Origin of the sequence: Microbacterium oleivorans (assembly GCF_001691565.1) — a bacterium.
GTDB lineage: Bacteria > Actinomycetota > Actinomycetes > Actinomycetales > Microbacteriaceae > Microbacterium > Microbacterium oleivorans_B.
In genome coordinates, this window is the sequence record NZ_MAYO01000003.1 from 1,785,888 (window position 1) to 1,808,458 (window position 22,571).

The window sequence follows — 22,571 nt, forward strand, 5'->3', positions numbered from 1 at the left end:
CGTGTACATCTCACTGACGAACTCACCGCCCGACGCAGCGGAGACGCGAGCACCGCGCGGCATCCGCACCGTGTCGTCGACCGTCGTCACCCTCGGCCTGGTCTCCCTCCTCACCGACATCTCCTCGGAGTCGGTCTCGGCCGTCCTCCCCCTGTATGTGACGGGGATGCTGGGGCTGTCGACGATCGCCTTCGGACTCCTCGATGGGCTGTATCAGGGGGTCAGCGCGCTCGTCCGCATCGCCGGCGGTTACACGTCCGACCGGCTCGGCAGACCCAAGTGGGTGGCTTTCAGCGGGTACGCGGTCGCCGCCGCGGCCCGTGTCGGGCTGCTGTTCGCGTCAAGTTTCGCCGCGCTCTCGGTCGTCCTCACAGCCGACAGGATCGGCAAGGGGATCCGGACCGCCCCCCGCGACGCGCTCATCGCCGCGTCCTCCGACCCGCAGAACCGCGGCGCAGCCTTCGGGGTGCACCGCATGCTCGACAACATCGGCGCGGCGATCGGTCCCCTTCTGGCTTTCGTCATCCTCTGGCTCATTCCGGACGGGTACGACGTCGTGTTCGCCGTCTCGCTCTCCTGCGCCGTGATCGGGCTCCTCATCCTCGGCATCCTCGTCCCCAACGTCCGCACCCGGCCCGAGGCTCCCGAGCGCGCGGCGCGTCGCCGCGACCGCCGCGACGCATGGACGACGCTTCGACGCGGACCCTTCCGTCGTGTGCTCGCGGCGGCAGGCATCCTGGGCATCGTCACGATCGGCGACGGGTTCGTCTACCTCGCGCTGCAGGGGCGCAACGACTTCGCCGCGCAGTGGTTCCCGCTTCTCTATGTGGGGACCAACGTCGCCTTCCTCGCTCTGGCCGTCCCGCTCGGCCGCCTCGCCGACCGTGTCGGGCGCGCCCGCGTCTTCGTCGCAGGACACGTCGGGCTGCTCGCGGCGTACGTCGTCGCCGCGCTGGCCATCGACGACCTGGTCGCGACGCTTCTGTGCCTCGCCTTCCTCGGCGCCTTCTACGCCGCGACCGACGGAGTTCTCGCCGCTCTCGCCGCCGATCTGACGACACCCGAGACCCGGGCCACCGGCATCGCTGCCGCTCAGACCGTCGTCGCGGTGTCGCGGTTCGGCTCCGCCGCCCTGTTCGGCGTGCTCTGGTTCGCGGTCGGGCGCGAGACCGCACTCGTCATCGCCGCACTGGTCCTCGCCGGGGCGGTCGTGGGTGCGGCGATCGCGTTGCGCCCCGTCATCCGGAAGGCAGCGTCGTGAGCGGGCGCGCGCGCATGGTCCTCGTGGCGGGGGCGAGTGCGGCGGTACTCGCCGCGACGATCGCGTTCGGCGTCACGGCGTGGGCGGACCGGCGTGAGGCGGACTCGAACCTCGGCACCGCCGACACCGCGGGGCTCGGCACGTGGGCCGGCGGCGATCGCATCGTCTTCCGCACCACGGAGTCGGGACGCGCCTACGGTCACGTCGCGAGCGTCCCCATCGACGCCCCGGACGGCGCTCGCCTCACGAGCAGCGACGTGTGCGACCGGCTCGACGCGACCGTCGCGCGACTGTCGTGCCTGAGGATCGTCCGAGGCGTCGTCCCGTCGTACACCGCGACGGTGTCGGATGCCGCCGGGGAGACGGCCGCCGAATGGCCGCTGCCCGGCATCCCCAGCCGTACCCGGTTCTCCCCTTCGGGCGAGCTCGTCGCCGAGACCTCGTTCGTGTCGGGCCACTCCTACGCCGCGGTCGGGTTCTCGACGGCGACGGTGATCTCGCGCGTGGACGGCACGTCCCTCGGGAACCTCGAGGAATGGTCGCTGACCCGGGACGGCGCCGCTGTCGCCGCCGCGGATCGCAACTTCTGGGGCGTCACGTTCGTCGACGACCGCACGTTCTACGCGACAGTCGGGATGACCCTCACGGGGACGACCTGGCTCGTCCGGGGGGACATCGACGCGCGCTCGATGACGATGCTCGCCGAGAACGTGGAATGCCCCTCCGTCTCACCCGACGGAAGATCCATCGCTTTCAAGCGGGTGACGGGCGACGACCCCGCCGGCCCGCACTGGACCCCGGCGATCTACGACGTCGCGACCGGCGCCGTCCGCGTCCTCCCCGAGGAGCGCGGGATCGACGATCAGATCGAGTGGCTGGACGACGACACGATCCTGTACGGGATGCCGCGGGCCCAGACCCGCGGCGACAGCGACGTCTGGGCTCTCGAGGTCGACGGCTCGTCCGACCCGCGGATCCTCATCGAGCACGCGTGGTCCCCCGCCGTCGTCGGGAGGGACGAATGAGCAGCCAGACGATGAGCACACCCGCGCCGGCGCCGGCGGCGTTCGCGAGGACGTCGCGGAGGCTCGGCATCCGCGCCGGAAGCAGCACCTGCACGAGCTCGGCCGACGCCGAGACGACGACCGCGATCGCGAGGGCCCGCCACGGGCGCCCCAGCCACAGCGTCAGCAGCGCACCGACGGGCAGGAACAGCACGATGTTCAACGCGAACTCGATCCACCCGGTCCCGAACCCTCCGCTCCCGAACCCGACGGCACCGAGGGCGCCCCGCACGACGCGATCAACCGCCTCGACGATCGCGCCCGGCGACAGCGGTGACACGAGCACGACGACGGCCAGCAGCGCATACGCCGCGAGCCCGATGAGCGCAGCGGTACGACGGGTTCCCGGAGCCGACATGCGAACACTCTGGCACGCGGCATCCGTCCTCGTCGCCTCGACGCGAGCCGAAGGAGCCGAACGATGAACGACCGCAGCCCCGCGGGGGTGACCGCGGTGGTCGTGACGTACAACAGCGCCGACACGATCGGCGCGCTGCTCGATTCCCTCGCGGCCGGGACGATCGCCCCCGCCGCCGTCGTCGTCGACAACGGGTCGCGCGATGAGACGGTCGCGATCGTCCGCGCTCGCGGCGACGCCACCGTCATCGCGACCGGCGCGAACCTCGGGTACTCGGGAGGCATCAACGTCGCCCTCCGACGCATCGACGCGGCGGAGCACGTCCTCATCCTGAACCCCGATCTGACGGTCGCGCCCACCACGGTCGCGCAGCTGATGGCCGAACTCGGCGACGGGAGCGTCGGCCTCGTCGCTCCACTCCTGCGCGAGAGCGAGACCGGGACGCGCTTCGACAGCCTGCGGCGCGAGCCGACGCCCCTGCGGGCGCTCGGCGACGCCGTGTTCGGATCGCGGTGGCGGTCGAGACCCGCGTGGTTCGGCGAGACGCTGCGCCGGGACGAGGACTACGCTCGCCCCTGCGACGTCGATTGGGCCGGAGGCGCCGCATTGCTCGTCTCTGCCGCCTGCCGGCGGGCGGTGGGCGAGTGGGATGCCGACACCTTCTTCCTCTACGCGGAAGAGACCGACTACGCGCGCCGCGTCCGTGCGGCCGGGTTCCGGGTGCGTTTCACTCCGGCTGCGCAGGCGCAGCACGACGGTTCGGGGTCGGGTCAGCCCGCCGCCCTTGTGGCGCTGCTCTCCGTTAACCGGGTGCGCGACTTCGCCCGTCACCACGGCACCGGCCGGACCGCTCTGTTCCGCGCGGCCGTCGCCGTTCAGCACGCCCTCCGCCCGCACGACGCGCGTCATCGCCACGCCCTTCCGATCGTGCTCGACCGGCGCCGCTGGGCGTCGCTCCCCGCCGGTGAACCCCTGCCGGAACGCCTTTCCACCCCGCTCGAGACGAGGACGACATGGTGATGTGGGATGCCGCCGATCACCGGCGCGTGATGATCCTGAACTTCCACGGGATCGGCACCCCCGGCCGGATGCTGGAGCCCGGCGAGGAGCGCTTCTGGGTCACGGCTGACCGGTTCCACGAGATCCTCGACACCGCCGTGCGACACCACCGGCGGGTGCAGATCACTTTCGACGACGCGAACGCGTCGGACCACGAGGTGGCTCTCCCCGCGCTGCGCGATCGCGGCATCCACGCACGCTTCTTCGTCATCACCGACAGGATCGGCGCCACCGGCTCCCTCGATGCCGCGCAACTCGTCGACCTGGCGCGGCACGGCATGAAGTTCGGCACGCACGGCGCGACCCACCGGCCGTGGCCGGAACTGGCGAAGGCGGGCACGCTGCACGGCGAGCTGATCGGGTCCGCCATGCGCCTCGGCGCGATCGTCGGCGAGCCGATCGCGCACGCCGCCTTCCCCCAGGGACTGTACGACCGGAGGGTGCTGGGAGAACTGCGCCGGAGCGGATTCCCGAACGTCTACTCGGTCGACGAAGGGTGGAACCGCGGGTCGGCAGCGATGCGTACGCGGTACTCGGTGATCCACAGCGATGACGCCGCCAGCATCCGTGCCCTCCTCGATCGCCCGACGCGCACGACCCGTCGGTGGCCCGCCCGCGCGCTCACCCGGGCGGTGAAGAGGTGGCGGTGACCGTGCTCATGGGGTTCGCGGACGCGTTCGCCGCGGTCGAGACAGCGTGGTCGCTGCGCCGGTCCGGAATGCGGGTCCTCGCGATGGAGCGTCGCGGGACACGCAGCCCGCTCCGACGCGTGGGCGGTGTGGAGATCGTGACGATCACTCCGCCCGAGACCGACGCCCGCGCGGCCCGGTCCGACCTCGCCGAACTCGTCCGCACACGTCAGCCGGATGCGATCCTCCCTCTCGATGACGCCGCACTGTGGCTCACCTCGCAGGTCGACCCGCGGAGCGCCGTCTTCGTCGGGCCGTCCCGCGCCGGCGTCGATCTCGCGCTCGACAAGTCGCGGCAGATGGATGCCGCCGCGCGAGCCGGTCTCGCGGTTCCCCCCACCGACGTGGTCACCGTGGACGCGGCGGCCGGCGACGCCGTGTGGCCGGTGGTCCTGAAGTCCGCCGCCGCGGTAGTGGAGGTCGACGGCAGGCTCGTCCGCCCCAGCGGCGCGATCTGCGGCGATCGCGGGGAGTTCGATCGGAGCCGCGACCGGCTGCGCGGCCCCCTGCTGCGCCAACCTCTCCTCGCCGGGGTCGGCGAGGGCGTGTTCGGGTACGTGGACGACACCGGCCCAGCGGTCCTCAGCGCGCACCGACGTGTGCGGATGGTGAACCCGCACGGGTCGGCGTCGTCGGCGTGCGCGTCGATCGACGTCGACGAGACTCTCGTGGAGCCCATCCGGCGGCTCCTGGCATCCGTCGATTGGCGCGGCATGTTCATGGTCGAGTTCCTTCGCGATGCGGCGGGCGTCCCCTGGTTCATGGAGCTGAACGGAAGAGCCTGGGGGAGCATGGCTCTCGCCCGGCGGCGCGGGCTCGAGTATCCGGCGTGGGCGACGCAGACCGCTCTCGGGATCCCGAGATCTCCCGAAGCCCCGGACGACCCGCCTCGGATCGTCGCACGACACCTCGGTCGGGAGCTCGCCCACCTGGCATTCGTCGTCCGCGGCCCGCAATCGGGTGCGGTCTCGGGGTGGCCGTCGCTCCGGGACACCCTCCGCGATCTTCTGACGATCCGTCGCGGCGACCGCCTGTACAACTGGTCCGCGCGCGAACCCGCCGTCCTGCTCGCCGACACCGTGGGAACCGTCACCGCACTGATGAGAGGACGGCGACGCGCATGACCGCTTCTGCCCGGACCGCACTGACCCTCGCGTCCCACATCCACACAGCGCACTCCGACGACTCCGAGTGGGGTCTCGACCGCCTTGTCACCGTACTGGGACGTGCGGGGTTCGACGGCGCGCTGGTCTGCGACCACGACCGCACGATGGATGAGAGCGGATGGGCCGCGCTCCAACGCGAGTGCGACCGCATCAGCGAGGCACGCGGGTTCCTCCTCGTTCCCGGGATCGAGTATCAGGACCCGGACCACGTCGTTCACCTCCCCGTCTACGGCCGGGCTCCGTTCTACGGCCGCTCCCCCGTCATCGGCGACGTCCTCGCCCGCGTTCGCGGCGACGGCGGCGCCGCCGTCTTCGCCCACCCCGGACGACGGGATGCCTGGCGCCGCTTCGACCCCGCGTGGTCGACGGGCCTGTCCGGCGTGGAGGTCTGGAACCGCAAGTACGACGGCATCCGCCCCGGCGCGTGGGCGTCGGAAGCCTCTCGTCGATACGGCATCCCGGCCATGGCCGCCCTCGACTGGCACGGGCCACGCCAGCTCTATCCGCTCGGCGTCCGGGTCCCCGCGCCCGCGGCGACACTGTCAGCCGCTGCGCGCGCCGACCACGTCGTCGACGCCGTGATGGCAGGGCGGATGCGAGCCACCGCGTTCGGAGCGGACATCGGCCACTTCTCCACGGGGCCTCTCGCCCGCGCGGCGGACGGCCTCGAAGCCGTGCGACGACGTGTCGCCCCGCTCATCCGGCGATTCGAGACAGGGATGCGTGCACGATGATCGACGACCTCTCCCGGACGGTGGACCACGTCATCCTCACCCGGTTCAACCTGCCGACCCCCGGACCCGAGAGCCTCATCCGCGCTCAGGACGGGTGGCTGCGCAACCGTGTCGCCCTGTTCGAGCGGTACACGGTGCCGTCGATGCGCGGGCAGACCGTGACCGACGTCACCTGGATCGTCTACCTCGACCCGGCCTCGCCGGACTGGCTGCTGACCCGCCTCGCGCCGTTCATCGACGAGGGCCTGTTCGTGCCGCTGTACCGCGAGCGGGTCGATTGGCAGGATGCCGCGGCCGACGCACGCGCGCTGACGGGAGCCGGCCGCCAGATGCTCCTCACGACCAACCTCGACAACGACGACGCCGTCGCGCGCGACTTCGTCGAACGCCTGCAGGGATGTGCGCGGCGCAGCATCGGAGCCGCGATCTACCTGCAGACGGGCGTGATCGTGCAGGGCGGCCGACTGTACCGTCGCACCGACCGGGAGAACGCGTTCTGCAGCGTCAGCGAGACGTGGGAATCGCCGAAGACCGCCTGGCGGGATTGGCACAACCGCCTGCACGACCACTTCCCCGTCACGGTCGTGAGCGGGCCCCCCGCCTGGCTGCAGGTCGTGCACGGGCAGAACGTCAGCAACCGGGTCCGCGGCCGCCTGGTCGCTCCCGCCCCGCACCGGGCCGGCTTTCCCGGGATGCTGGAGGAACTGCCGACCCCCGGAGCGATGGCACTCGCGGCCGACCTCCTCGTCCGCGGCCCTGCGCGGGCCGTGCGCGACGGCATCCGCTCCCGAGGGCGCGATCTGCTGCTGCGCGTGTGGGGGAAGGACGGCCTCGACCGCGTGAAGACGACTCTCCGCAGGATCCGGTCCGCACCCCGTGCCGGGGGCGTCGCCCGCTGACGCGGGGCCGGTCAGGATCGAGCGGGCACGGGAGCGGCGTCGAGCGACGCGTCTCGGCGGCCGGCATCCGCGGTCATTCCGCCGAGGGCCACCCAGCCGTCCGACAATCCCACCGTTCGCGCCGCTGCGCACAGGCCGACGACGAGGAACGCGGTGCCCGCCGAGATCGGGAAGGCCAGACCGTCGAAGAGCCCGAACAGCACGCCAATCGTCACGATGCAGGCGGTCACGCAGCGGCCGACGACCTGCAGATCCTCCAGATGCGACACACGACTGGCGCGCCACGCACTCCACGCCGCCGCCAGCAGCACTCCGGCGAACGCCAACGCTCCCAGCACACCGATCTCGACGGTCATCTGCGCCCACTGGTTGTCGAAGATGTAGTACCGCGGCAGGAATGTGCCGGTGCCCGCCCCGAGAAGAGGAGAGGACGCGAGGAACACGGGGAGCAGGTCGAGCGCCGCGGTCCGCGAGAGCGCGCTCGGGTCGTCGCCGACGCCCAGGAACATGCCGACGATCGTGCCGTAGAGCCCCGGGACCGCCGCCATCGCACCGGCGAAGGCGACGGTGATGACGGTGATGACCGCGGGCCGGAACCGCGCCGGCAGACCGGGGATGGCGGCGATGACGGCGATCCCGAAGCCGATGACGGCCGAACGGGAGACGGCGAGGAACGAAGCGAGCGTGACGATGCCGACGGGAGTCCACCATCGGGCGCGCTTGCGCCCGCCGTCGCCGACGATGGCGCAAGCGAGCGCGAGAGGCAGGGCGACCGCGATGGCTGTCGCGTACTCGAGCGGGTGCGTCGCCGTCCCCGCCGGGCGGATGAAGCCGCCGCGGCTGTCGATGCCGCCGGCGTCGCCGGTGAATCCCGGCAACCCGGTGAGGAAATCGATGATCGGCTGGTCGGTGAGGAACTGGACGAGGCCGAGGACGGCGACCGCGGCGCCCGCGAACGCGAGACGGCGGACCAGTTTCATGAGGTCGCTCATGCTCCGGATGCCGTCCATCGCGACGAGGACCACTCCGGTCCACGACAACAACCTGACGATCGCCGATGCGGCCGGGCTGATCTGGTCGAACGGCTGCCCCCGCAGCATCGCCTGCGCGAAGCTCAGAAGGCAGACGACGAGGAATGCGCCGAGCGCGATACGCGCCGGCTGCGGCACGGAGCGGATGCTCTGGGTCGGCTGCAGGCGAGCCAGCAGCCACCATCCGAGCAGGACCAGGCCCCACAGGAACTGCGGTCTGCCGAAGGACCCGAGGACGGCGATGGACAAGCTCGACGGGAATCCGTACAGCAGGACGATGTAGATCGTCAGCATCGTGACGGCATCGACGCCCGCGGGGCGCCAGCCCGTGTGACCCGTGGCGGCCACAGGAGCCGGCACGCGGTCGAGCCGCCGGAGCATCAGCCGGCTTCCCGCTCGATCTCGAAGGCGTCCATCCGGTCCTCACCGGGATCCTGCCAGCTGCCGCGACGCCGCGGTCGGGCCCGGCCGGCCGACCGGCCTCCCCTGATCGCCGACGGCGCGACCGTCTCCCGTACTCGCTCGTCGTCCGGTTCAGCGGATGCCGGGTGCTCCGCGGCCTCGATTGCATCGGGATCGGGGGCGTCGGCATCGGGTGCCTCGACCTCGGCGGACCCGGGCTCCTCGGACCCCTCATCGCCGTCGCGGAGTTCGTCCGCGGGGCCGCTGTCCTGCGGGTCGCGGAGGCTCCTCGCACGGCGGCGAGAACGCAGGAAGGTGTCGGCGAGCACGGCGGCGACGGCGCCCAGGGCGAGACCGCCGATGCCGACAGCAGCCGCTGTGAGCATCCGGGTCTTCTGGATGACGACGCTCTGCGTCGCGTTGGTGAGCGGGACGAGCTCGATGCGCTCGTCGCCGGGGATCGACTTCTCGTCCTGGAGCTCGCCCAGCCGCGAGGCCGTGAGCGCAGTCACGTTCTCGAGGACTGTGGCCGCGGCATCCTCGCTCGATGCCGTCACCGTCACGATCATGACGGCCCCCGCCGCCGTGTCCCGCGTCACGGCCACCGTCGCGTCGGGGTGCTCTGCGGTCGCCGCGGCGACGTCGTCGGGGCCGATCGCGCGCACGAGGATGTCCGCCACCTGGTACAGGCCCCCCACGAACAGATAGGGATTCGCATCCTCGGGGATCGTCGCCTTCCCCGGGAGGAGCAGCTGCGACGCCGTGCGCTCGTACTCGGGCGGCACCGTCATCCAGACGTACGTCGCCCCTCCCGCAGCGATCAGGATCCCGGCCAGCAGGACGTACCACCGTCGGCGCAGCGCGCCGACCACATCCGCGAGTTTCATGTTCTCTCTCTTCCCCCCAGCAACCGGCGGAGTCCGTGGACCCCTCCGGGACGTCTCCCGCCGGCCGACGCGCGGCGATCCCAGGCCACCGCGAGCCATCCCCCGACCAGCAGCGCGACTACCCCGAGCGCCGCCGCCGCGAGCGCCTGAGCCACGCGCGACGGCACCACGTCCTCGATCGTCTCGCTGAGCGGTGCCACCGAGACCGCGATGCGATTCGCAGGTGTGATCGACGCCTGCCGCGCCGACGCGGCGGCGAGCACCGCGGCGACCTTCGTGCGCTGCTGATCGAGGACCCACTGCCGGTTCGGCGAGACCGCATCGATCGTGATGGCCGCCTTGTTGTAGACGACCTCCCACTGCCCGCCGGTGTCGGGCACCGCGACGCGGACGCCCTGACGGATCCCCGCTCCGTAGAACGGTGCGTCGGCCGTGGAGTACGCCAGCGGAGAGCGCCCCCCGTTGACCTCCGTCGCCACCGCCGAGGCGAACACGATGATGCCCCGGTCGGCGCTGCCGCCGTCCTCCCAGGCACCGCTGTCGGGTGCGTCAAAGGCGATCAGGGTGCGCGTGACGTACAGACCACCGTCGCGGGCGAAGCCGACACCGGCAGCCGCGGTCGCCGCGATCACGAGCGCCAGGACGTACCACCGACGACGGAACACGCCCAGCAGACCGTAGAGGGTCATGTCGCCACCTGCTCGATCACGGTGGCGACGGCATCCCATTGCCGAGCGAGTCCGAAGCGGGCGCGGACGGCGCGGGCACCCGCCTGCCCCAGCTGCCTGCGGAGCGCGTCGTCGCGGAGCACGTGCTCGAGACGGCCGGCCAGCGCGTCCGCGTCGTGCGCCGGCACCAGGAGGCCGGTGACGCCGTCGTCGACGTAGTCGCGCATGGCCGCGGAGTCGGTCGTGACGGTCGCCGTCCCCATCGACATGGCCTCGAGGACGACCGACTGGCCGGACGGATACGCGGGCGCGGTCGTCGGTGTCACGACCACGTCGGCACGGTGCAGCAGGTCGCGGTAGTCCGCGTCGAACACGCTGACCATGCGGACGCCGGCGGGCACCGGCATCCCCGTCACGTTGCGCGGGTGGCAGGCGACGGTCATCGGGATGCCGGTGCGCTCGGCGACCGCGAAGAGGGTGGCGTAGTCCCGGCGGGAGTCGCTGCCGACCGCGACGACGCCACCTCCGCCGCGTGCCCCGGTCGCGGCCGCAGGGTCGTAGTAGTCGGTGTCGACGCCGAAGGGCACGACGCGGATCCGGTCCGAGGGGACGCCCAGTGCACCGGCGAGGATGTCCTGCTGATTCGCCGAGTAGACGCAGACGGCGTCGACCGACCGCAGCGACGTCCGCCAGGAGCCGACGGCCGAGGGGCGGTCGGCGACGTCCTGAGCCAGCCAGCAGGCGACCATGACGTGCGCGGGTCCGCGCCCCCGTCGACGCGCGTACGCGAGGCCCGCGTCCTCGAACACGGACAAGACGGCGCCCGAACGCGGGCGGCCGGCTGCCCGGGCGAGCTGCCATCCGCGACGTCCGGGCGAGAGCCGCCGGATCGCGCCGTCGACGCGACGCGACAGCGCATCCTGCCGCGGAGTCGGCCACCGCAGGTCGAACCGTCGGCCGAGCTCGGCCATGCCGTAGGGAAGCGCCCCGCCGGGCTTACGGACGCCGCCACCCGAACGGGGTGCGGCCGAGCACAGCACCGTGAGCGCCGTCATCGCAGCACCGTCACGGCGGAGAGGACGTGCGAACGCACCGCCGCGACGAAGTCCGCGGTCCGGTGCAGGCGGGTGACCGTCTCGCGTCCTCGTCGCCCGAGTTCCTCGGCGAACAGCGGGTCTCCCGCGAGGCGCAGGATCTTCTCGCGCAGGTCGTCGGCGTCGCCGGGGCGGACGTAGAGCCCGTTCACGCCGTCCTCGACGACGTCGACCTGGCCGACCGTCCGGCTCACGATGACGGGACGCCCCATCGCCATCGCCTCGAGGACGACGCTGATGCCCGCGTTGTTGTCGGCGGGGACGAGCGGGACCACGACCGCGACCGCGCTCGCGTACGCCTCGCGCAGGTCGGCCGGTGCCATCGGGCCGACCTGCACACCCTCGACCTCGCCGAGCGCCGTGCGCGCGTCGGTCAGCCGCGTGCGGACGCCTTGGAAAGACCCGACGAGATCTGCCGCGATGATCGTCGGCAGGCCGGTCCCCGCGACGGCGGCGACCAGGGTCGGGTAGTCGCGCTGCGTCTCACCCGCCGCGACGACGGACGTGCGCGTGTGCTCGACGGGTGCGAAGAACCGCTCATCGACCGGGTGCTCGATGCGGTGGATCCGCTCCGGCGGGAACCCGATGAGGCGCTCGGCGGCCGCTGCCTGGACGCTGCTCCACGTCAGGACGTCGTCGACGCCGCGCCGCACCATGCGCAGCGGCACGCGCACGACGGGCTTGGACACCCAGTCCAGGATCGCGACGTGTCGCGGACCGCGGCGGAGCAGACGCAGCGCCGTCGCGACCCCCACCGTGTACTTCTCCGCCCACGTGACGATGACGTCGTAGTCGCGCCCGCGCCGGGCGGCCTCGAGGCCGAGCGCGAGGAACGTCGGAAGGGAGCGCAGGACTCTGCCGCGCAGACCCGGGAGCTCGGTGAGGTCGGACTCGCCGAGCAGGTCGAAGCCGAACGCCTCCTCGACGAGGACGCGACGCGGCGCGAGACCGGCGACCTCCTGCTCACGGCGCGCGGCGCGCGAGATCGCTGCTCGTCCCTCCGTGCGGACGTAGAGGACACGCACGGCCCTATCGGTCGCGACGCGTCTTTCCCCAGCGGGCGCGCGAACGCCCATCCCCCAAAACATCACCGTAGGTCCCCAAACCACTCGGATCGTGCGGCAACTATACCCCTCCGCCGACGAGTGCGATACCCTCGCAGGGCTGGGGATCGTCTGGGGACGACGTGAGCCCGGCACGCACGCATTTTGGGGGATGCATGTCTGGTCGTCGTCACGTGTGGACTCGAATCCGAGGCCGCTCGCCACGCTATCTCGCGCAGTACGCCGCGCTCCGTCTGAGCGCGCGCCTGAACGCCCGTGAGCTCGAATTCCCGCTCCTCCCGGAGGACCTCGCGGACTCGCTCACCCACCGACCGCCGCCGCCGGCGCGTCCCGGCCCAGGCGAAGCGCTGCGCGTCGCGTGGCTCGCCATCCCACCGAGCGCGGGGTCCGGCGGGCACACGACCCAGTTCCGGATGATGCAGGCGGCAGTCGAGGCGGGGCAGGACACGACGCTGCTGCTCTACGACCGTCACGGCGGGGATTTCGAGCGGAACGCGGCGACCGTCCGCGAGGCGTGGCCGTGGCTGACCGCGGGCATCCGTCCGGTCGAGGAGCGCATCCGGGGATACGACGCGGTCGTCGCGACCTCCTGGCCGACGGCGCACGTCGCGGCATCCCGCGTGGACGAAGGGCGCATCCTGTCGTTCATCCAGGACTACGAGCCCTACTTCCTCCCCCGGGGAGCGGAGTACGCGCTCGCGGAGGACAGCTACCACTTCGGGTTCCGCCACATCGCTCTGGGACGCATGGTCGCGAGCGTCCTCGCCGGCGAGGCGGGGGTCTTCTCGGACGAGGTGCCCTTCGGATGCGACACCGAGACGTACCGGCTGCAGCGCGCGACCGGACCGCGCCGCGGCGTGGTGCTCTACGCCAAGCGCGGTAACGACCGGCGCGGCTTCGCGTTGGCGATGCGAGCCCTGGAGCTCTTCCACGACGCGTGTCCGGACGAACCGATCCACGTCTACGGCGACCGCGTCGACGACGCCCCGTTCCCCGTCGTCCAGCACGGCAGCGTGACGCCCGCCCGGCTCAACGAGCTCTACAACGGCGTCGTCGCAGGGCTCGCGCTGTCGTTCACGAACATCTCCCTCGTGGCCGAGGAGATGCTCGCCGCCGGCGTCGTGCCGGTCATCGGAGACTCACCGCTCGCGCGCGCCGACCTGCCCAACCCGCACGCGGCCTGGGGACGGGCGACGCCGTCTGGACTGGCCGGGCCGCTCATCGACGCGGTGCGTCGTGAGGGGCGGGATGAGTACGCGCGGCAGGTCGCGGCATCCGTCGTCGGTCGTTCGTGGCGGCGGACGCAGGAAGCCACCGTCGCGATCATCGCGGACGAAGTGATGCGCGCCCGTCTCACGAGCATCCGCCGGTGAATCGGATGCCGCCGCTTCCGGCCCGTCGACGCCACCGCGTCCGTCCGCTGTCCCGACGCCCGCTCGTGAGCGTCGTGATCCCGTGCTTCCAGTACGCCGCCTACGTGACGCAGGCGGTGGAGAGCGCGCTGTCGCAGCGCGGGGTCGAGGTGGAGGTCATCGTCGTCGACGACTGCTCGACCGACGGCAGCCCCGACGTCGTCGCCGCGATCGCGGCGCAGGACGAGCGGGTGCGCCTCGTGCGTCACACCGAGAACCTGGGGGCGGTCCGCACCTTCAACGACGGACTCGTCCACGCCCGCGGCGACTATCTGGTGCGCCTCGACGCCGACGACGCCCTGACGCCCGGATCCCTGGCGCGCGCGACCGCGGTCGCCGAGGCGTTCCCCACGGTGGGGCTCGTGTACGGGCATCCGCTGCACTTCACGGGAGACCGGATGCCGGCGGCCCGGCACCGGGCGCGGCGGTGGATCGTGTGGTCGGGCGCCCGTTGGCTGGAAGAGCGGTGCCGGACCGGGGTCAACGTCATCACGTCGCCCGAGGTCCTGTTGCGCCGGAGCGTCGTCGACAAGGTGGGCGGTCAGCGCGATCTGCCCCATACGCACGACATGGAGATGTGGCTGCGGGTATCGGCGATCTCGGACGTCGCCTACGTGCAGGGCGCGGACCAGGCCTGGCACCGTGAGCACGCCGGGAGCCTGTCGCAGTCCCTCGACCCGACCTTCGGCGACCTCGCAGATCGGCGGGACGCGTTCGAGACCCTCTTCGCCTGGACCGCGTCGAGACTGCCCGAGACCTCGCGGCTCCGCTCCCTCGCGGCGCGCGCTCTGGCCGACGAGGCACTCCGCACCATCGTGCACGCCGACGATCGCGGGCGCCTCGACGCGGACCTTCGGGCGCGCTACGAGGACTTCGCCGCCGAGGTCGACCCCGGTGACGGGCCGCTCCCGCACGCACGCGCCGCGGCACGCGTCGTCGACCGAGGGGGGCAGCGCCCGACGCCGATCCAGACGCTGCGCGCCGCGGTCCGCCGTGTACAGCGCGACGCCCGCGAGGCCCGCTGGCATCGGACGGGTGTGTTCACCCGCTAGGGCGACGTACGCGGTGTCACGGCGGGCGTCACGCGGATGCCGCGGCCCGGGTCCGCCGCATCCGCGTGAGCAGCCACGGTCCGCCGACCGCCGCGTAGGTCACGAGCGCCGCACCCCCGCCGACCAGGAGCGAGGGCAGCGGCTCGGTGAAGAAGAGATGCACGACGAAGGCGACGGCCATCGCCGCGACACCTGCGACGGTCGGCCACACGGCTTCGCGCAGCACGGGGCGGAGCGCGGTTCCCGCCCGGGTCAGGGCGAACAGGTAGGCGGGGAGGATGACGACGGCCGCGACCAGGACGTGCGCCCACCCGGCCCCGGCGATCCCGAACATCATCGCTCCGCCGAGGACGGCGGCCACGATGGTCACGAGCCAGACGATCTGGATCCACAGCACGGGACGCGACCGGCCTTTCGCGTACAGGAAGCCGGCGAACACGTCGAACACCACGCGAAGGGCTCCGTACACCCCGAGTGCCGCCAGAACGGGCGCCGCCGGGAGCCACCGCTCGCCGTACACCACCGCGATCACGGGTGCGCTCAGGACCGCGAGCACTCCGCCGGCGGGCAGCGCCAATGCCCACGCGAGCGCGGTGACCGTCGAGACGGCATCCGTCGCGCTGCCCGCCCGCGAGAAGTAGGGCAGCGAGATAGATCGGACCACGGAGGACAGCGCACTCATCGGCCAGTTGGAGATGTTGAAAGCGAGCACGTAGTACCCGAGCGCGGTCGCGCCCACCGCACGGGCGAGGATCACGTTGTCGGCGTTCAGGAGGGCCCAAGACAGCAGGTTCGCAGCGGCGATCGGGAGCCCGAAGGCGAGCACGGGGCGCACGACCGAGCGGTCGACCCCGAACCGGGGCAGGACGCGGGCGAACGCGAACTGCATGACGGTCGACACGATCTGGGCGCTCACGCGTCCCACCGCCAGGGCCAGCACGCCCCACCCGAGACCGATGAGGACGAGCGTCACGGTCGTGGAGACGATGAAGTCGGTCAGGAACACGAAGAAGAGCTCGCGCTGTTGGAATCTGCGCTGGAGCAGCGCGTACGGCACGACGGTCGCGCCCCCCAGGAGGAGCGTCACCGACAGCACCGCGATCGCCTGCGACGCGGCCGGGCTGCCGAGGAGCTCGGCGATCTGGCCGCTCCACACGAAGACGATCACCGTCAGCAGGCCCCCGCTCACCAGTCCGAGCGTCGCGACGGTCGGAGCGATGCGCATCGGGTCCTCGGACCGGATGAGGTCGGCCGAGAGGCCGAGATCGGCCACGGCCATGAGGATCGCCTGGACCGTCAGGGCGATCGCGTAGACGCCGAAATCCTCGGGGGCGAGCAGCCGCACGAGGACGATGCCGACGAGGAAGCTCCCCATCCGGAGCGCGATGCCTCCGGCGCCGCTCCACGCCGCAGCCCGCGTCGCGCGCCGCTCGAGGGTCACGGGCTCAGCCATCGCGCCGGGCCAGGCTTCGGAAGGCGTGATGTGCCCTCGGGTGAGTGAGGGCGAGTCGGAACCGCGCGTATCGCGTCAGCGCTCGGAGCACCGCACCACGGCCCGGGCGCACCGGATTGCCGGCCTCGCTCCGGTAGACGTCCTCGAGGCGGGCGGCGGCCTGCGCGAGCGCGAACCGGCTGACCACGACATCGCGTCCGAACGCGCCGAGCTCCGCGCGACGAGCCGGGTCGCGCTGCAGCCGGGCGACGATCGCCGCGAAGCCGGGGCCGCCGGCATCCCCTCGTCCGAAGAAGCCCTCGGCGAGGAACCGGGGCAGGCTCCCCGGGGTGAGTTCGCACCAGAAGCCCCCGGCACCCTGCACGATGACCGGTCGCGCGTGCGCCATCGCGCGGAGTGCGGAGCTTCCCATCCCGAACACCACGTCGGCGGCGGTGTAGATCGGCCGCGGGTCCGGGACGTTCCCCTCGACCCGCACCGTCAGCAGCGGGTTCCGGACCGCGCCGGCCGCCGCGCGGACCCGGTCGACGGCTTCGCCGTCCCCCGCGACCACCAGCGTCGTCGGAGCGATCAGCTCCGCCTCGTCGAGGGCGCGGATCGCACGGACGACCCCTTCCGCCTTCTCGTGTTCGATCGAGAGCCGCCCCACCACCGCGATCGTGAACACATCGTCCGGGATGCCGAGGGCGGATCGGGCCTCGGCCCGGTGTCCCGGGGCATCCCGATCCGTGTCGACGGGCGGTTCGATGAGAGTGACGGCGCCGCGGCGACCCGCCTGGCCGCGGACGAGATCCTGCGTGCCGACGATCAACCGGACGTCATCGGGGAGGAAGTCGGGGACGTCCATCGACAGCACCGTCACGACGCTCCGATGACGCGTCGCTCCCGACAGCGCGGCCGACGCGATCGCGGGCGGTGACTCGTAGGCGTGGACGATGTCGGGACGGAATCGGCGCACTTCGCGGCGGAGTTGTCGAAGCGTCGCCGACCGCAGCGCACGGGGGGTCATCGCCGGAGCTGGGTCGTACGGCAGGCCGTGCGCCGCAATCCGCGCCTCGAGCGGACCTCGCGGCGCGTACACGCGGACGTCGTGTCCGAGATCCCGGATTCCGGCGGCCAGGTCGATCGCGATGATCTGGCTGCCGCCGGTCACCAGTTCGTGCGGGCAGACGAGCACCCGCAGCCGTTCGCCGGTCACACCGCGCCCCCCTCGACCGCAGCTCGCAGGACCTCGGCCACCCGCTCCTGCTGCGACGCCGTCAGGTGAGGGAACATCGGGAGCGACAGGATGCCGCCCGCCGCCGCCTCGGCGACCGGGAACTGCCCCGCGCGGCCGCCGAGATCGGCATACGCGCCGGTCAGATGCACGGGGGTCGGATAGTGGATGCCGGCGCCCACCCTCGCCGCCGTCAGCTCGGCCAGCACGCGATCGCGATCGGCGACGCGGACGACGTACAGGTGCCAGACGTCGACGTTGCCGGGTCGGACCGACGGAAGCCGGACGCCCTCGATGTCGCCGAGCAGGTCGGCGTATCGAGCCGCGGCATCCCGCCTCGCTTCGTTCCACCGCTCGAGCCGGCGCAGCTTCGCCCGCAGGACAGTCGCCTGGATCGCATCCATCCGGGCGTTCATCCCGATGTGGTCGTGCACGTACTTGACGCGGCTGCCGTGCGCGGAGAGGGTGCGCACGAGCGAGGCGATCTGCTCGTCGCCGGTCAGGACCGCGCCGGCGTCGCCCGCTGCCCCCAGGTTCTTGCCCGGGTAGAAGCTCGTCGCCGCGACGAGACCCATCGCACCGGCGCGCCCGGCGAATCCGCTCGCCCCCTGCGCCTGGGCGGCGTCCTCGACCACGGCGAGACCGTGCCGTTGCGCGATCGCCGCGAGGGAGGACATCGGCGCGGTCTGCCCGAACAGGTGCACTGGGGCGATCGCCCGCGTGCGGCTCGTCACGGCCGCGTCCACCGCTTCCGGGTCGATGAGGAGGTAGTCGGGATCCACGTCGACGAAGACAGGCACGCCCCCGATCCGCGAGACAGCCTCCGCGGTCGCGATGAACGTGTTCGCCGGCATGATGACCTCGTCACCCGGCTGCACGCCGATGGCGCGGTAGGCGAGCTCGAGGGCGTCGGTGCCGTTCGAGACGCCGATGACGTGGGACACCCCGATGTAGTCGGCGTACTCGCGCTCGAACGCCTCGATCTCGGCACCGCCGATGAAGGCGGCGTCCGTCAATTGGCGCTGCCAGACGGGCAGCACCTCGTCGGCGACCTCCGCCTGCTGAGCGGCGAGGTCGAGGAAGGGGACGCTGCGGACTCCGGTCGGCGTGATCGTCATGCGAACACCTCCGTCACCCGCACCCGCGATGACCGCGCCGGAACACCGATCCAGGTCTCGCCTTCGGGGATGTCGGTCAGCGCGACCGCCCCCATGCCGAGGGCCGCGTCGCGCCCGATCCTCACGTGGGGGCGCACCGAGGCGTTCATGCCGAGGTAGGCGGCCTCGCCGATCCGCACGTCACCCCCCAGCGCCACGCCGGCGGCGAGCGTCGCGAAGTCGCCGACGACGTCGTCATGGGTGATGACGCTGTTGGGCATCACCACGACGTGGGCGCCGATCGAGACATCCGCGGTCGCGACCACACCGTCGAGGAGGATGCTCCCTCGCCCGACCGCCACTCCGCGCCCGACGCGCGCGGTGGGCGCGGTGAAGTCGGCGTAGCGCTCCGGCCCGACGCCTGTCGCGGCCAGCGCGCGCACGACGGCACGACGGCCGACGCCGGGGCCGATGCAGACGAGCAGTCGCTCGCTGCGGGCGGCGGCGAGCGAGACGGTTCCGAGCACCGGGACCCCGCCGACCTCCGTCCCGTGCCGGCCGGGATCGTCGTCGAGGATCCCCGTCACACCGGTCAGGCCCGCCGCCAGCACCTCGCGGGCCAGACCGCTGGCCCCGATGATCAGGATGCCGCTCAACGGGCGACCTCCGCGGCAGCCGCCGTCGCCAGAGCCGGGCTCCGCGGATCGCGCAGGACGGCGATCACGCGGTCCTGGTCCGCCTCCGAGAGGGAGTGGTACACGGGCAGGATGAGGGTGTTGTCGGTGAAGCGCTCGGTTCCCGGCAGGCCGCCTGCGGGGGTGAGCGCCCGGTAGGGCACCTGACGGTGGGCGGCCATGATGCCCCGTCGCGCCGAGATGCCGACTTCGGCGAGCGCTTCGAGCAGGCCGTCGCGGTCGACGGGGTACTCCTCTTCGACCTCGACCCAGAACGACTGCGCGTTGCCCGTGCCCCACTCGGGATCGGCGACGAACCGCAGCCCCGGGACGTCGGCGAGCTCGGAACGGTAGCGGTCGGCCAGTTCGCGACGGCGACGGACGATCTCGGGCAGACGGCCGAGCTGCACGAGCCCGACGGCCGCCTGCAGATCGGTCATGCGGAAGTTCCAGCCGACCTCGCCGTACTCTTCCGCCGGGGGCAGGATCGACGTGTGCCGGTCGGCGGCGGAGACGCTCATGGCGTGCTCCCGCAGCCGCTTGGCGCGCGCGGCCCAGGCGGCGTGCGTCGTGGTCAGCATGCCCCCCTCGCCCGTCGTCAGGATCTTGCGGGGGTGGAACGACCACGCGGTGATCTCCGCCGCCGCGCCGACCGGCCGGCCGTGATGCGTCGACCCTGCCCCGCAGGCGGCGTCCTCGATCACGACGATGCCGAGCGGATCCGTGATCCGGCGGATGTCCTGCAGATCGACGGGGACGCCGGCCTGATCGACGGCGATGACGGCGGCGGTGGCGGGGGTGAGCGCACGCTCGACGGTCGCAGCCGTCACGTTGCCGGTCATCGGGTCGACGTCCGCGAACACCGGCGTCGCGCCTACGTATCGGACGGCGTTGGTCGTCGCGATGAACGACAGCGACGGGACGACGACATCGTCCCCGGGCTGCACACCCGCGACGATGAGGGCGAGGTGGAGAGCGGAGGTGCAGCTCGTCGTCGCGACCGCATAGGTCGCCTGCATCGCGGCGGCGAACTCGTACTCGAACCGAGCGACGCGCGGTCCCTGCGCCACCCACCCGCTCGCGATCACTTCCGCGACGGCGTCGGTCTCCTCCTGCCCCAGCCACGGGACCATCACGTTGATGCGGGTGTCAGCCACGGCGCACCGCCTGAAGCAGCCAGTTGCGGTCCTCGACCTGCTCCAGGAGCGCGGCGGGGTCGGTGCCCGAGTCCCGCAGCAGTCCGTAGAGCTCGGCCACGCCGTCCTGAAGCGAGACGGTGGGCGTGAATCCGGTGAGCGAGTGCAGGAGCGAGGAATCCGCGAGGAGTCGGCGCACGTCGCCCGGGCGGGGTTCGAGGTGCACCGGTTCGAGGTCGTGCCGACCCGCGACCGCGAGCACGATGGCAGCCAGGTCGTTGATGGTGACGTCGGACCCGGAGCCGACGTTGATCGTCCGCCCGATCGTGGCGTCGGACTCGGTGATGGCGAGGATGCCGCGGGCCGTGTCCGTGACGTGAGTGAAGTCGCGCGACTGTTCGCCGTCGCCGTAGACGAGCGGCGTTTCGCCCGCCAGGACGCGGACGATCGTCCGGGGCAGCACTTCTCCGCTGTCTCCCTCGAAGTGGCTGCGCGGACCGTAGGCGTTGAACGGACGCACCACCGTCACGGGGAACCCGTGGGTGCGGAATGCGGCGCGCGCGTACGCCTCACCGGCGAGCTTCGCCCCGCCGTAGACGGTCTCGGGGAATGTCGGGTGCCGCTCGTCCATCGGCGCGTACAGCGCCGTGCCGTACACCTCGCTCGAGCTGATGTGCACGAAGCGACCGACCCCGGAGCGCCGTGCGTGCTCGAGGAGCTCGAGGGTCAGCGTCGCGTTGACCTCGTGGTTCTCCCGCGGATCGTGCAGACTGTGGCGCACCCCGAGGCACGCGAGGTGGAAGACGACGTCGGTGCCCGGCATCGAGTCGTCGAGGACGTCGACATCGCGGGCGTCCGCTTCGATCAGTCGAACGCGCGCATCGGTGAGCGCGCCATCGAGGTTCTCGCGGTGTCCCGTCGCGAGGTCGTCGATGACGGTGACCGCGGCGACGCCGCTGCGCAACAGGGCGTCGACGAGGTGGCTCCCGATGAAGCCGGCACCGCCGGTGACGAGCACTCGTGCGCCGTCGAGCCGGTTCATGCGGCGACCTCCGCCTCGGTGCGTCGCGGCTGAGCCAGCGGATGGGGGGCGCCGAACGCGGCCAGGCTGCCGGCCGCGGCATCGAGCACCGACAGGACTCGGAGCCCCGCGGCCCCGCTCGTGCGCGATGCGCGCTTCTCGCGGACGGATGCGGCGAATTCCGACACGACCGCGCTGAGGGCTTCGCGCTCCTCGAGGGCGGGCGCCCACGTGTCGCCCAGCCGGTAGGAGATGTTCGCCGCCCGACGGTCGGGCGCCGTGGCCTTGGAGACCGCGGCGATGTCGACACCCCGGTCGTAGACGCTCAGCCGCTGCTGCGGGTTGAGGTCGTCCCACACGAGCGTGCGGCGCGTGCCGCCGATCACCATCCGCCGGATCTTGGTCGGGCTCAGCCAGTTGACGTGCACGTGCGCCATCGCGCCGCATTCGAGCGGCATGGCGAGGTATCCGATGCAGGACTTGCCGGTGTTCAACGGATCGGATCCGTGCGCCGAGACACTGGTCGCCTGGAGACCGCCCGGGAGGACGAAGTCCATGATCGACAGGTCGTGCGGGGCGAGGTCCCAGAACACATCGACGTCGGGCTGGATGAGACCCAGGTTGATGCGGACGCTGTCGACGAACAGGATGTCGCCGAGCTCGCCGCTCGCGACCAGATCGCGCATCTTGAGCACTGCCGGCGTGTAGCAGTACGTGTGGTCGGCCATGAGGACCAGCCCCCGTTCCGCCGCACGGCGCACCATCTCGGCGCCCCGCTCCTGCGTGTCCGCGAGCGGCTTCTCGACCATGACGTGCTTGCCGGCGTCGAGGGCCGCCATGACGATCGCGTGGTGCGTGCGCGCCGGCGTCGCGACGGCGACGGCGTCGATCAGCGGGTCCGCCAGGACGGACTGCAGATCCGCGGTCACCGGCGCCCCGCCGACGGCGTCGGCGACTCGGCGCGCCCGATCGATGTCGAGATCGCAGATCGCAGCGAGATTGCACTCGCGGCTGGCCCGCAGGTTGCGCGCCAGATTCGGTCCCCAGTACCCGGCGCCGATGACGGCGACGTTCAGACGTCCGTTCACTTCTCCCCCAATGTCCCCATGTGATCCCCGAAGGGCGTGTCGACGG

22 protein-coding genes are annotated in these 22,571 nt (G+C 72.1%); 9 read left to right on the forward strand and 13 right to left on the reverse strand.

Translation table 11 applies throughout. The features are described 5' to 3' along the window. Position 1 precedes the first annotated feature (1 nt). On the forward strand, positions 2 to 1,261 hold the full coding sequence (locus BBA86_RS11365) for an MFS transporter (protein WP_083199555.1): 1,260 nt from the start codon (positions 2 to 4) through the stop codon (positions 1,259 to 1,261). Further along, positions 1,258 to 2,286 (forward strand): hypothetical protein, encoded by a 1,029-nt coding sequence (locus BBA86_RS11370; RefSeq protein WP_141677862.1) that lies wholly within the window; start codon positions 1,258 to 1,260, stop codon positions 2,284 to 2,286. The genes BBA86_RS11365 and BBA86_RS11370 overlap by 4 nt, the downstream gene beginning before the upstream one ends. Here the strand turns inward: BBA86_RS11370 and BBA86_RS11375 are convergent. Next, complete coding sequence (locus BBA86_RS11375; protein WP_065571669.1) at positions 2,240 to 2,683, reverse strand: VanZ family protein; 444 nt, start codon at positions 2,681 to 2,683, stop codon at positions 2,240 to 2,242. The genes BBA86_RS11370 and BBA86_RS11375 overlap by 47 nt on opposite strands. Before the next feature lie 63 nt (positions 2,684 to 2,746). On the opposite strand from BBA86_RS11375, the gene BBA86_RS11380 reads away from it, so the two are divergent. Genes BBA86_RS11380 through BBA86_RS11400 form a run of 5 tightly spaced genes read left to right on the forward strand, consistent with a single transcriptional unit; the run spans position 2,747 to position 7,230 of the window. After that, positions 2,747 to 3,703, forward strand: coding sequence for a glycosyltransferase family 2 protein (locus BBA86_RS11380; protein WP_065571670.1), 957 nt, complete (start codon positions 2,747 to 2,749; stop codon positions 3,701 to 3,703). Beyond that, positions 3,697 to 4,392, forward strand: coding sequence for a polysaccharide deacetylase family protein (locus tag BBA86_RS11385; protein ID WP_083199557.1), 696 nt, complete (start codon positions 3,697 to 3,699; stop codon positions 4,390 to 4,392). Before BBA86_RS11380 ends, BBA86_RS11385 begins: the two co-directional genes overlap by 7 nt. Next, positions 4,389 to 5,555 carry a hypothetical protein gene (locus BBA86_RS11390; RefSeq protein WP_141677863.1) on the forward strand — a complete coding sequence of 389 codons (1,167 nt, stop codon included), beginning with the start codon at positions 4,389 to 4,391 and terminating at the stop codon, positions 5,553 to 5,555. Before BBA86_RS11385 ends, BBA86_RS11390 begins: the two co-directional genes overlap by 4 nt. Further along, on the forward strand, positions 5,552 to 6,331 hold the full coding sequence (locus BBA86_RS14465; RefSeq protein ID WP_065571672.1) for a PHP domain-containing protein: 780 nt from the start codon (positions 5,552 to 5,554) through the stop codon (positions 6,329 to 6,331). Before BBA86_RS11390 ends, BBA86_RS14465 begins: the two co-directional genes overlap by 4 nt. Beyond that, on the forward strand, positions 6,328 to 7,230 hold the full coding sequence (locus tag BBA86_RS11400) for a glycosyltransferase (protein ID WP_065571673.1): 903 nt from the start codon (positions 6,328 to 6,330) through the stop codon (positions 7,228 to 7,230). The genes BBA86_RS14465 and BBA86_RS11400 overlap by 4 nt, the downstream gene beginning before the upstream one ends. An 11-nt stretch (positions 7,231 to 7,241) precedes the next feature. On the opposite strand, the gene BBA86_RS11405 is transcribed toward BBA86_RS11400, so the two are convergent. From BBA86_RS11405 to BBA86_RS11425, 5 genes are read right to left on the reverse strand one after another with little or no spacing between them, the layout of a single operon-like run. Next, entirely contained in the window at positions 7,242 to 8,642 is a 1,401-nt protein-coding gene (locus tag BBA86_RS11405) for an O-antigen ligase family protein (RefSeq protein ID WP_065571674.1), read from the reverse strand. Further along, on the reverse strand, positions 8,642 to 9,550 hold the full coding sequence (locus tag BBA86_RS11410; RefSeq protein ID WP_065571675.1) for a hypothetical protein: 909 nt from the start codon (positions 9,548 to 9,550) through the stop codon (positions 8,642 to 8,644). Before BBA86_RS11410 ends, BBA86_RS11405 begins: the two co-directional genes overlap by 1 nt. After that, complete coding sequence (locus BBA86_RS11415) at positions 9,547 to 10,239, reverse strand: hypothetical protein (protein ID WP_065571676.1); 693 nt, start codon at positions 10,237 to 10,239, stop codon at positions 9,547 to 9,549. Before BBA86_RS11415 ends, BBA86_RS11410 begins: the two co-directional genes overlap by 4 nt. Beyond that, positions 10,236 to 11,273: a glycosyltransferase family 4 protein gene (locus BBA86_RS11420; RefSeq protein ID WP_065571677.1), complete on the reverse strand. Its 1,038-nt coding sequence runs from the start codon at positions 11,271 to 11,273 to the stop codon at positions 10,236 to 10,238. The genes BBA86_RS11415 and BBA86_RS11420 overlap by 4 nt, the downstream gene beginning before the upstream one ends. Further along, positions 11,270 to 12,337, reverse strand: coding sequence for a glycosyltransferase family 4 protein (locus BBA86_RS11425; protein WP_065571678.1), 1,068 nt, complete (start codon positions 12,335 to 12,337; stop codon positions 11,270 to 11,272). Before BBA86_RS11425 ends, BBA86_RS11420 begins: the two co-directional genes overlap by 4 nt. A gap of 194 nt (positions 12,338 to 12,531) precedes the next feature. Between BBA86_RS11425 and BBA86_RS11430 the strand changes: the two genes are divergently transcribed. Next, positions 12,532 to 13,749, forward strand: coding sequence for a glycosyltransferase (locus BBA86_RS11430; RefSeq protein WP_065571679.1), 1,218 nt, complete (start codon positions 12,532 to 12,534; stop codon positions 13,747 to 13,749). 5 nt (positions 13,750 to 13,754) lie between these two features. After that, on the forward strand, positions 13,755 to 14,840 hold the full coding sequence (locus tag BBA86_RS11435; protein WP_065571680.1) for a glycosyltransferase family 2 protein: 1,086 nt from the start codon (positions 13,755 to 13,757) through the stop codon (positions 14,838 to 14,840). 28 nt (positions 14,841 to 14,868) lie between these two features. Here the strand turns inward: BBA86_RS11435 and BBA86_RS11440 are convergent, their stop codons facing one another. From BBA86_RS11440 to BBA86_RS11470, 7 genes are read right to left on the reverse strand one after another with little or no spacing between them, the layout of a single operon-like run. Further along, positions 14,869 to 16,293, reverse strand: a complete 1,425-nt coding sequence (locus tag BBA86_RS11440) for a lipopolysaccharide biosynthesis protein (protein ID WP_065571681.1) — start codon at positions 16,291 to 16,293, stop codon at positions 14,869 to 14,871. Beyond that, entirely contained in the window at positions 16,286 to 17,491 is a 1,206-nt protein-coding gene (locus BBA86_RS11445; protein ID WP_065571682.1) for a glycosyltransferase, read from the reverse strand. Before BBA86_RS11445 ends, BBA86_RS11440 begins: the two co-directional genes overlap by 8 nt. Next, positions 17,488 to 18,627: a DegT/DnrJ/EryC1/StrS family aminotransferase gene (locus BBA86_RS11450; RefSeq protein ID WP_065571683.1), complete on the reverse strand. Its 1,140-nt coding sequence runs from the start codon at positions 18,625 to 18,627 to the stop codon at positions 17,488 to 17,490. The genes BBA86_RS11445 and BBA86_RS11450 overlap by 4 nt, the downstream gene beginning before the upstream one ends. After that, positions 18,624 to 19,262 carry a NeuD/PglB/VioB family sugar acetyltransferase gene (locus BBA86_RS11455; protein ID WP_065571684.1) on the reverse strand — a complete coding sequence of 213 codons (639 nt, stop codon included), beginning with the start codon at positions 19,260 to 19,262 and terminating at the stop codon, positions 18,624 to 18,626. Before BBA86_RS11455 ends, BBA86_RS11450 begins: the two co-directional genes overlap by 4 nt. Beyond that, on the reverse strand, positions 19,259 to 20,413 hold the full coding sequence (locus BBA86_RS11460) for a DegT/DnrJ/EryC1/StrS family aminotransferase (RefSeq protein WP_065572280.1): 1,155 nt from the start codon (positions 20,411 to 20,413) through the stop codon (positions 19,259 to 19,261). Before BBA86_RS11460 ends, BBA86_RS11455 begins: the two co-directional genes overlap by 4 nt. Before the next feature lie 16 nt (positions 20,414 to 20,429). Further along, positions 20,430 to 21,458, reverse strand: a complete 1,029-nt coding sequence (locus tag BBA86_RS11465) for an NAD-dependent epimerase/dehydratase family protein (protein WP_065571685.1) — start codon at positions 21,456 to 21,458, stop codon at positions 20,430 to 20,432. Further along, positions 21,455 to 22,525: a Gfo/Idh/MocA family protein gene (locus BBA86_RS11470; protein WP_065571686.1), complete on the reverse strand. Its 1,071-nt coding sequence runs from the start codon at positions 22,523 to 22,525 to the stop codon at positions 21,455 to 21,457. The genes BBA86_RS11465 and BBA86_RS11470 overlap by 4 nt, the downstream gene beginning before the upstream one ends. Positions 22,526 to 22,571 lie beyond the last annotated feature (46 nt).

Bases quoted from the DNA above. Each gene is read 5' to 3' on its own strand.
- BBA86_RS11430 (WP_065571679.1), top strand. From the start codon at position 12,532: ATGTCTGGTCGTCGTCACGTGTGGACTCGAATCCGAGGCCGCTCGCCA.
- BBA86_RS11440 (WP_065571681.1), bottom strand. From the start codon at position 16,293: ATGGCTGAGCCCGTGACCCTCGAGCGGCGCGCGACGCGGGCTGCGGCG.
- BBA86_RS11420 (WP_065571677.1), bottom strand. From the start codon at position 11,273: ATGACGGCGCTCACGGTGCTGTGCTCGGCCGCACCCCGTTCGGGTGGC.
- BBA86_RS11380 (WP_065571670.1), top strand. From the start codon at position 2,747: ATGAACGACCGCAGCCCCGCGGGGGTGACCGCGGTGGTCGTGACGTAC.
- BBA86_RS14465 (WP_065571672.1), top strand. From the start codon at position 5,552: ATGACCGCTTCTGCCCGGACCGCACTGACCCTCGCGTCCCACATCCAC.
- BBA86_RS11435 (WP_065571680.1), top strand. From the start codon at position 13,755: ATGCCGCCGCTTCCGGCCCGTCGACGCCACCGCGTCCGTCCGCTGTCC.
- BBA86_RS11405 (WP_065571674.1), bottom strand. From the start codon at position 8,642: ATGCTCCGGCGGCTCGACCGCGTGCCGGCTCCTGTGGCCGCCACGGGT.
- BBA86_RS11465 (WP_065571685.1), bottom strand. From the start codon at position 21,458: ATGAACCGGCTCGACGGCGCACGAGTGCTCGTCACCGGCGGTGCCGGC.
- BBA86_RS11415 (WP_065571676.1), bottom strand. From the start codon at position 10,239: ATGACCCTCTACGGTCTGCTGGGCGTGTTCCGTCGTCGGTGGTACGTC.
- BBA86_RS11375 (WP_065571669.1), bottom strand. From the start codon at position 2,683: ATGTCGGCTCCGGGAACCCGTCGTACCGCTGCGCTCATCGGGCTCGCG.
- BBA86_RS11400 (WP_065571673.1), top strand. From the start codon at position 6,328: ATGATCGACGACCTCTCCCGGACGGTGGACCACGTCATCCTCACCCGG.
- BBA86_RS11385 (WP_083199557.1), top strand. From the start codon at position 3,697: ATGGTGATGTGGGATGCCGCCGATCACCGGCGCGTGATGATCCTGAAC.
- BBA86_RS11450 (WP_065571683.1), bottom strand. From the start codon at position 18,627: ATGACGATCACGCCGACCGGAGTCCGCAGCGTCCCCTTCCTCGACCTC.
- BBA86_RS11460 (WP_065572280.1), bottom strand. From the start codon at position 20,413: ATGGTCCCGTGGCTGGGGCAGGAGGAGACCGACGCCGTCGCGGAAGTG.
- BBA86_RS11410 (WP_065571675.1), bottom strand. From the start codon at position 9,550: ATGAAACTCGCGGATGTGGTCGGCGCGCTGCGCCGACGGTGGTACGTC.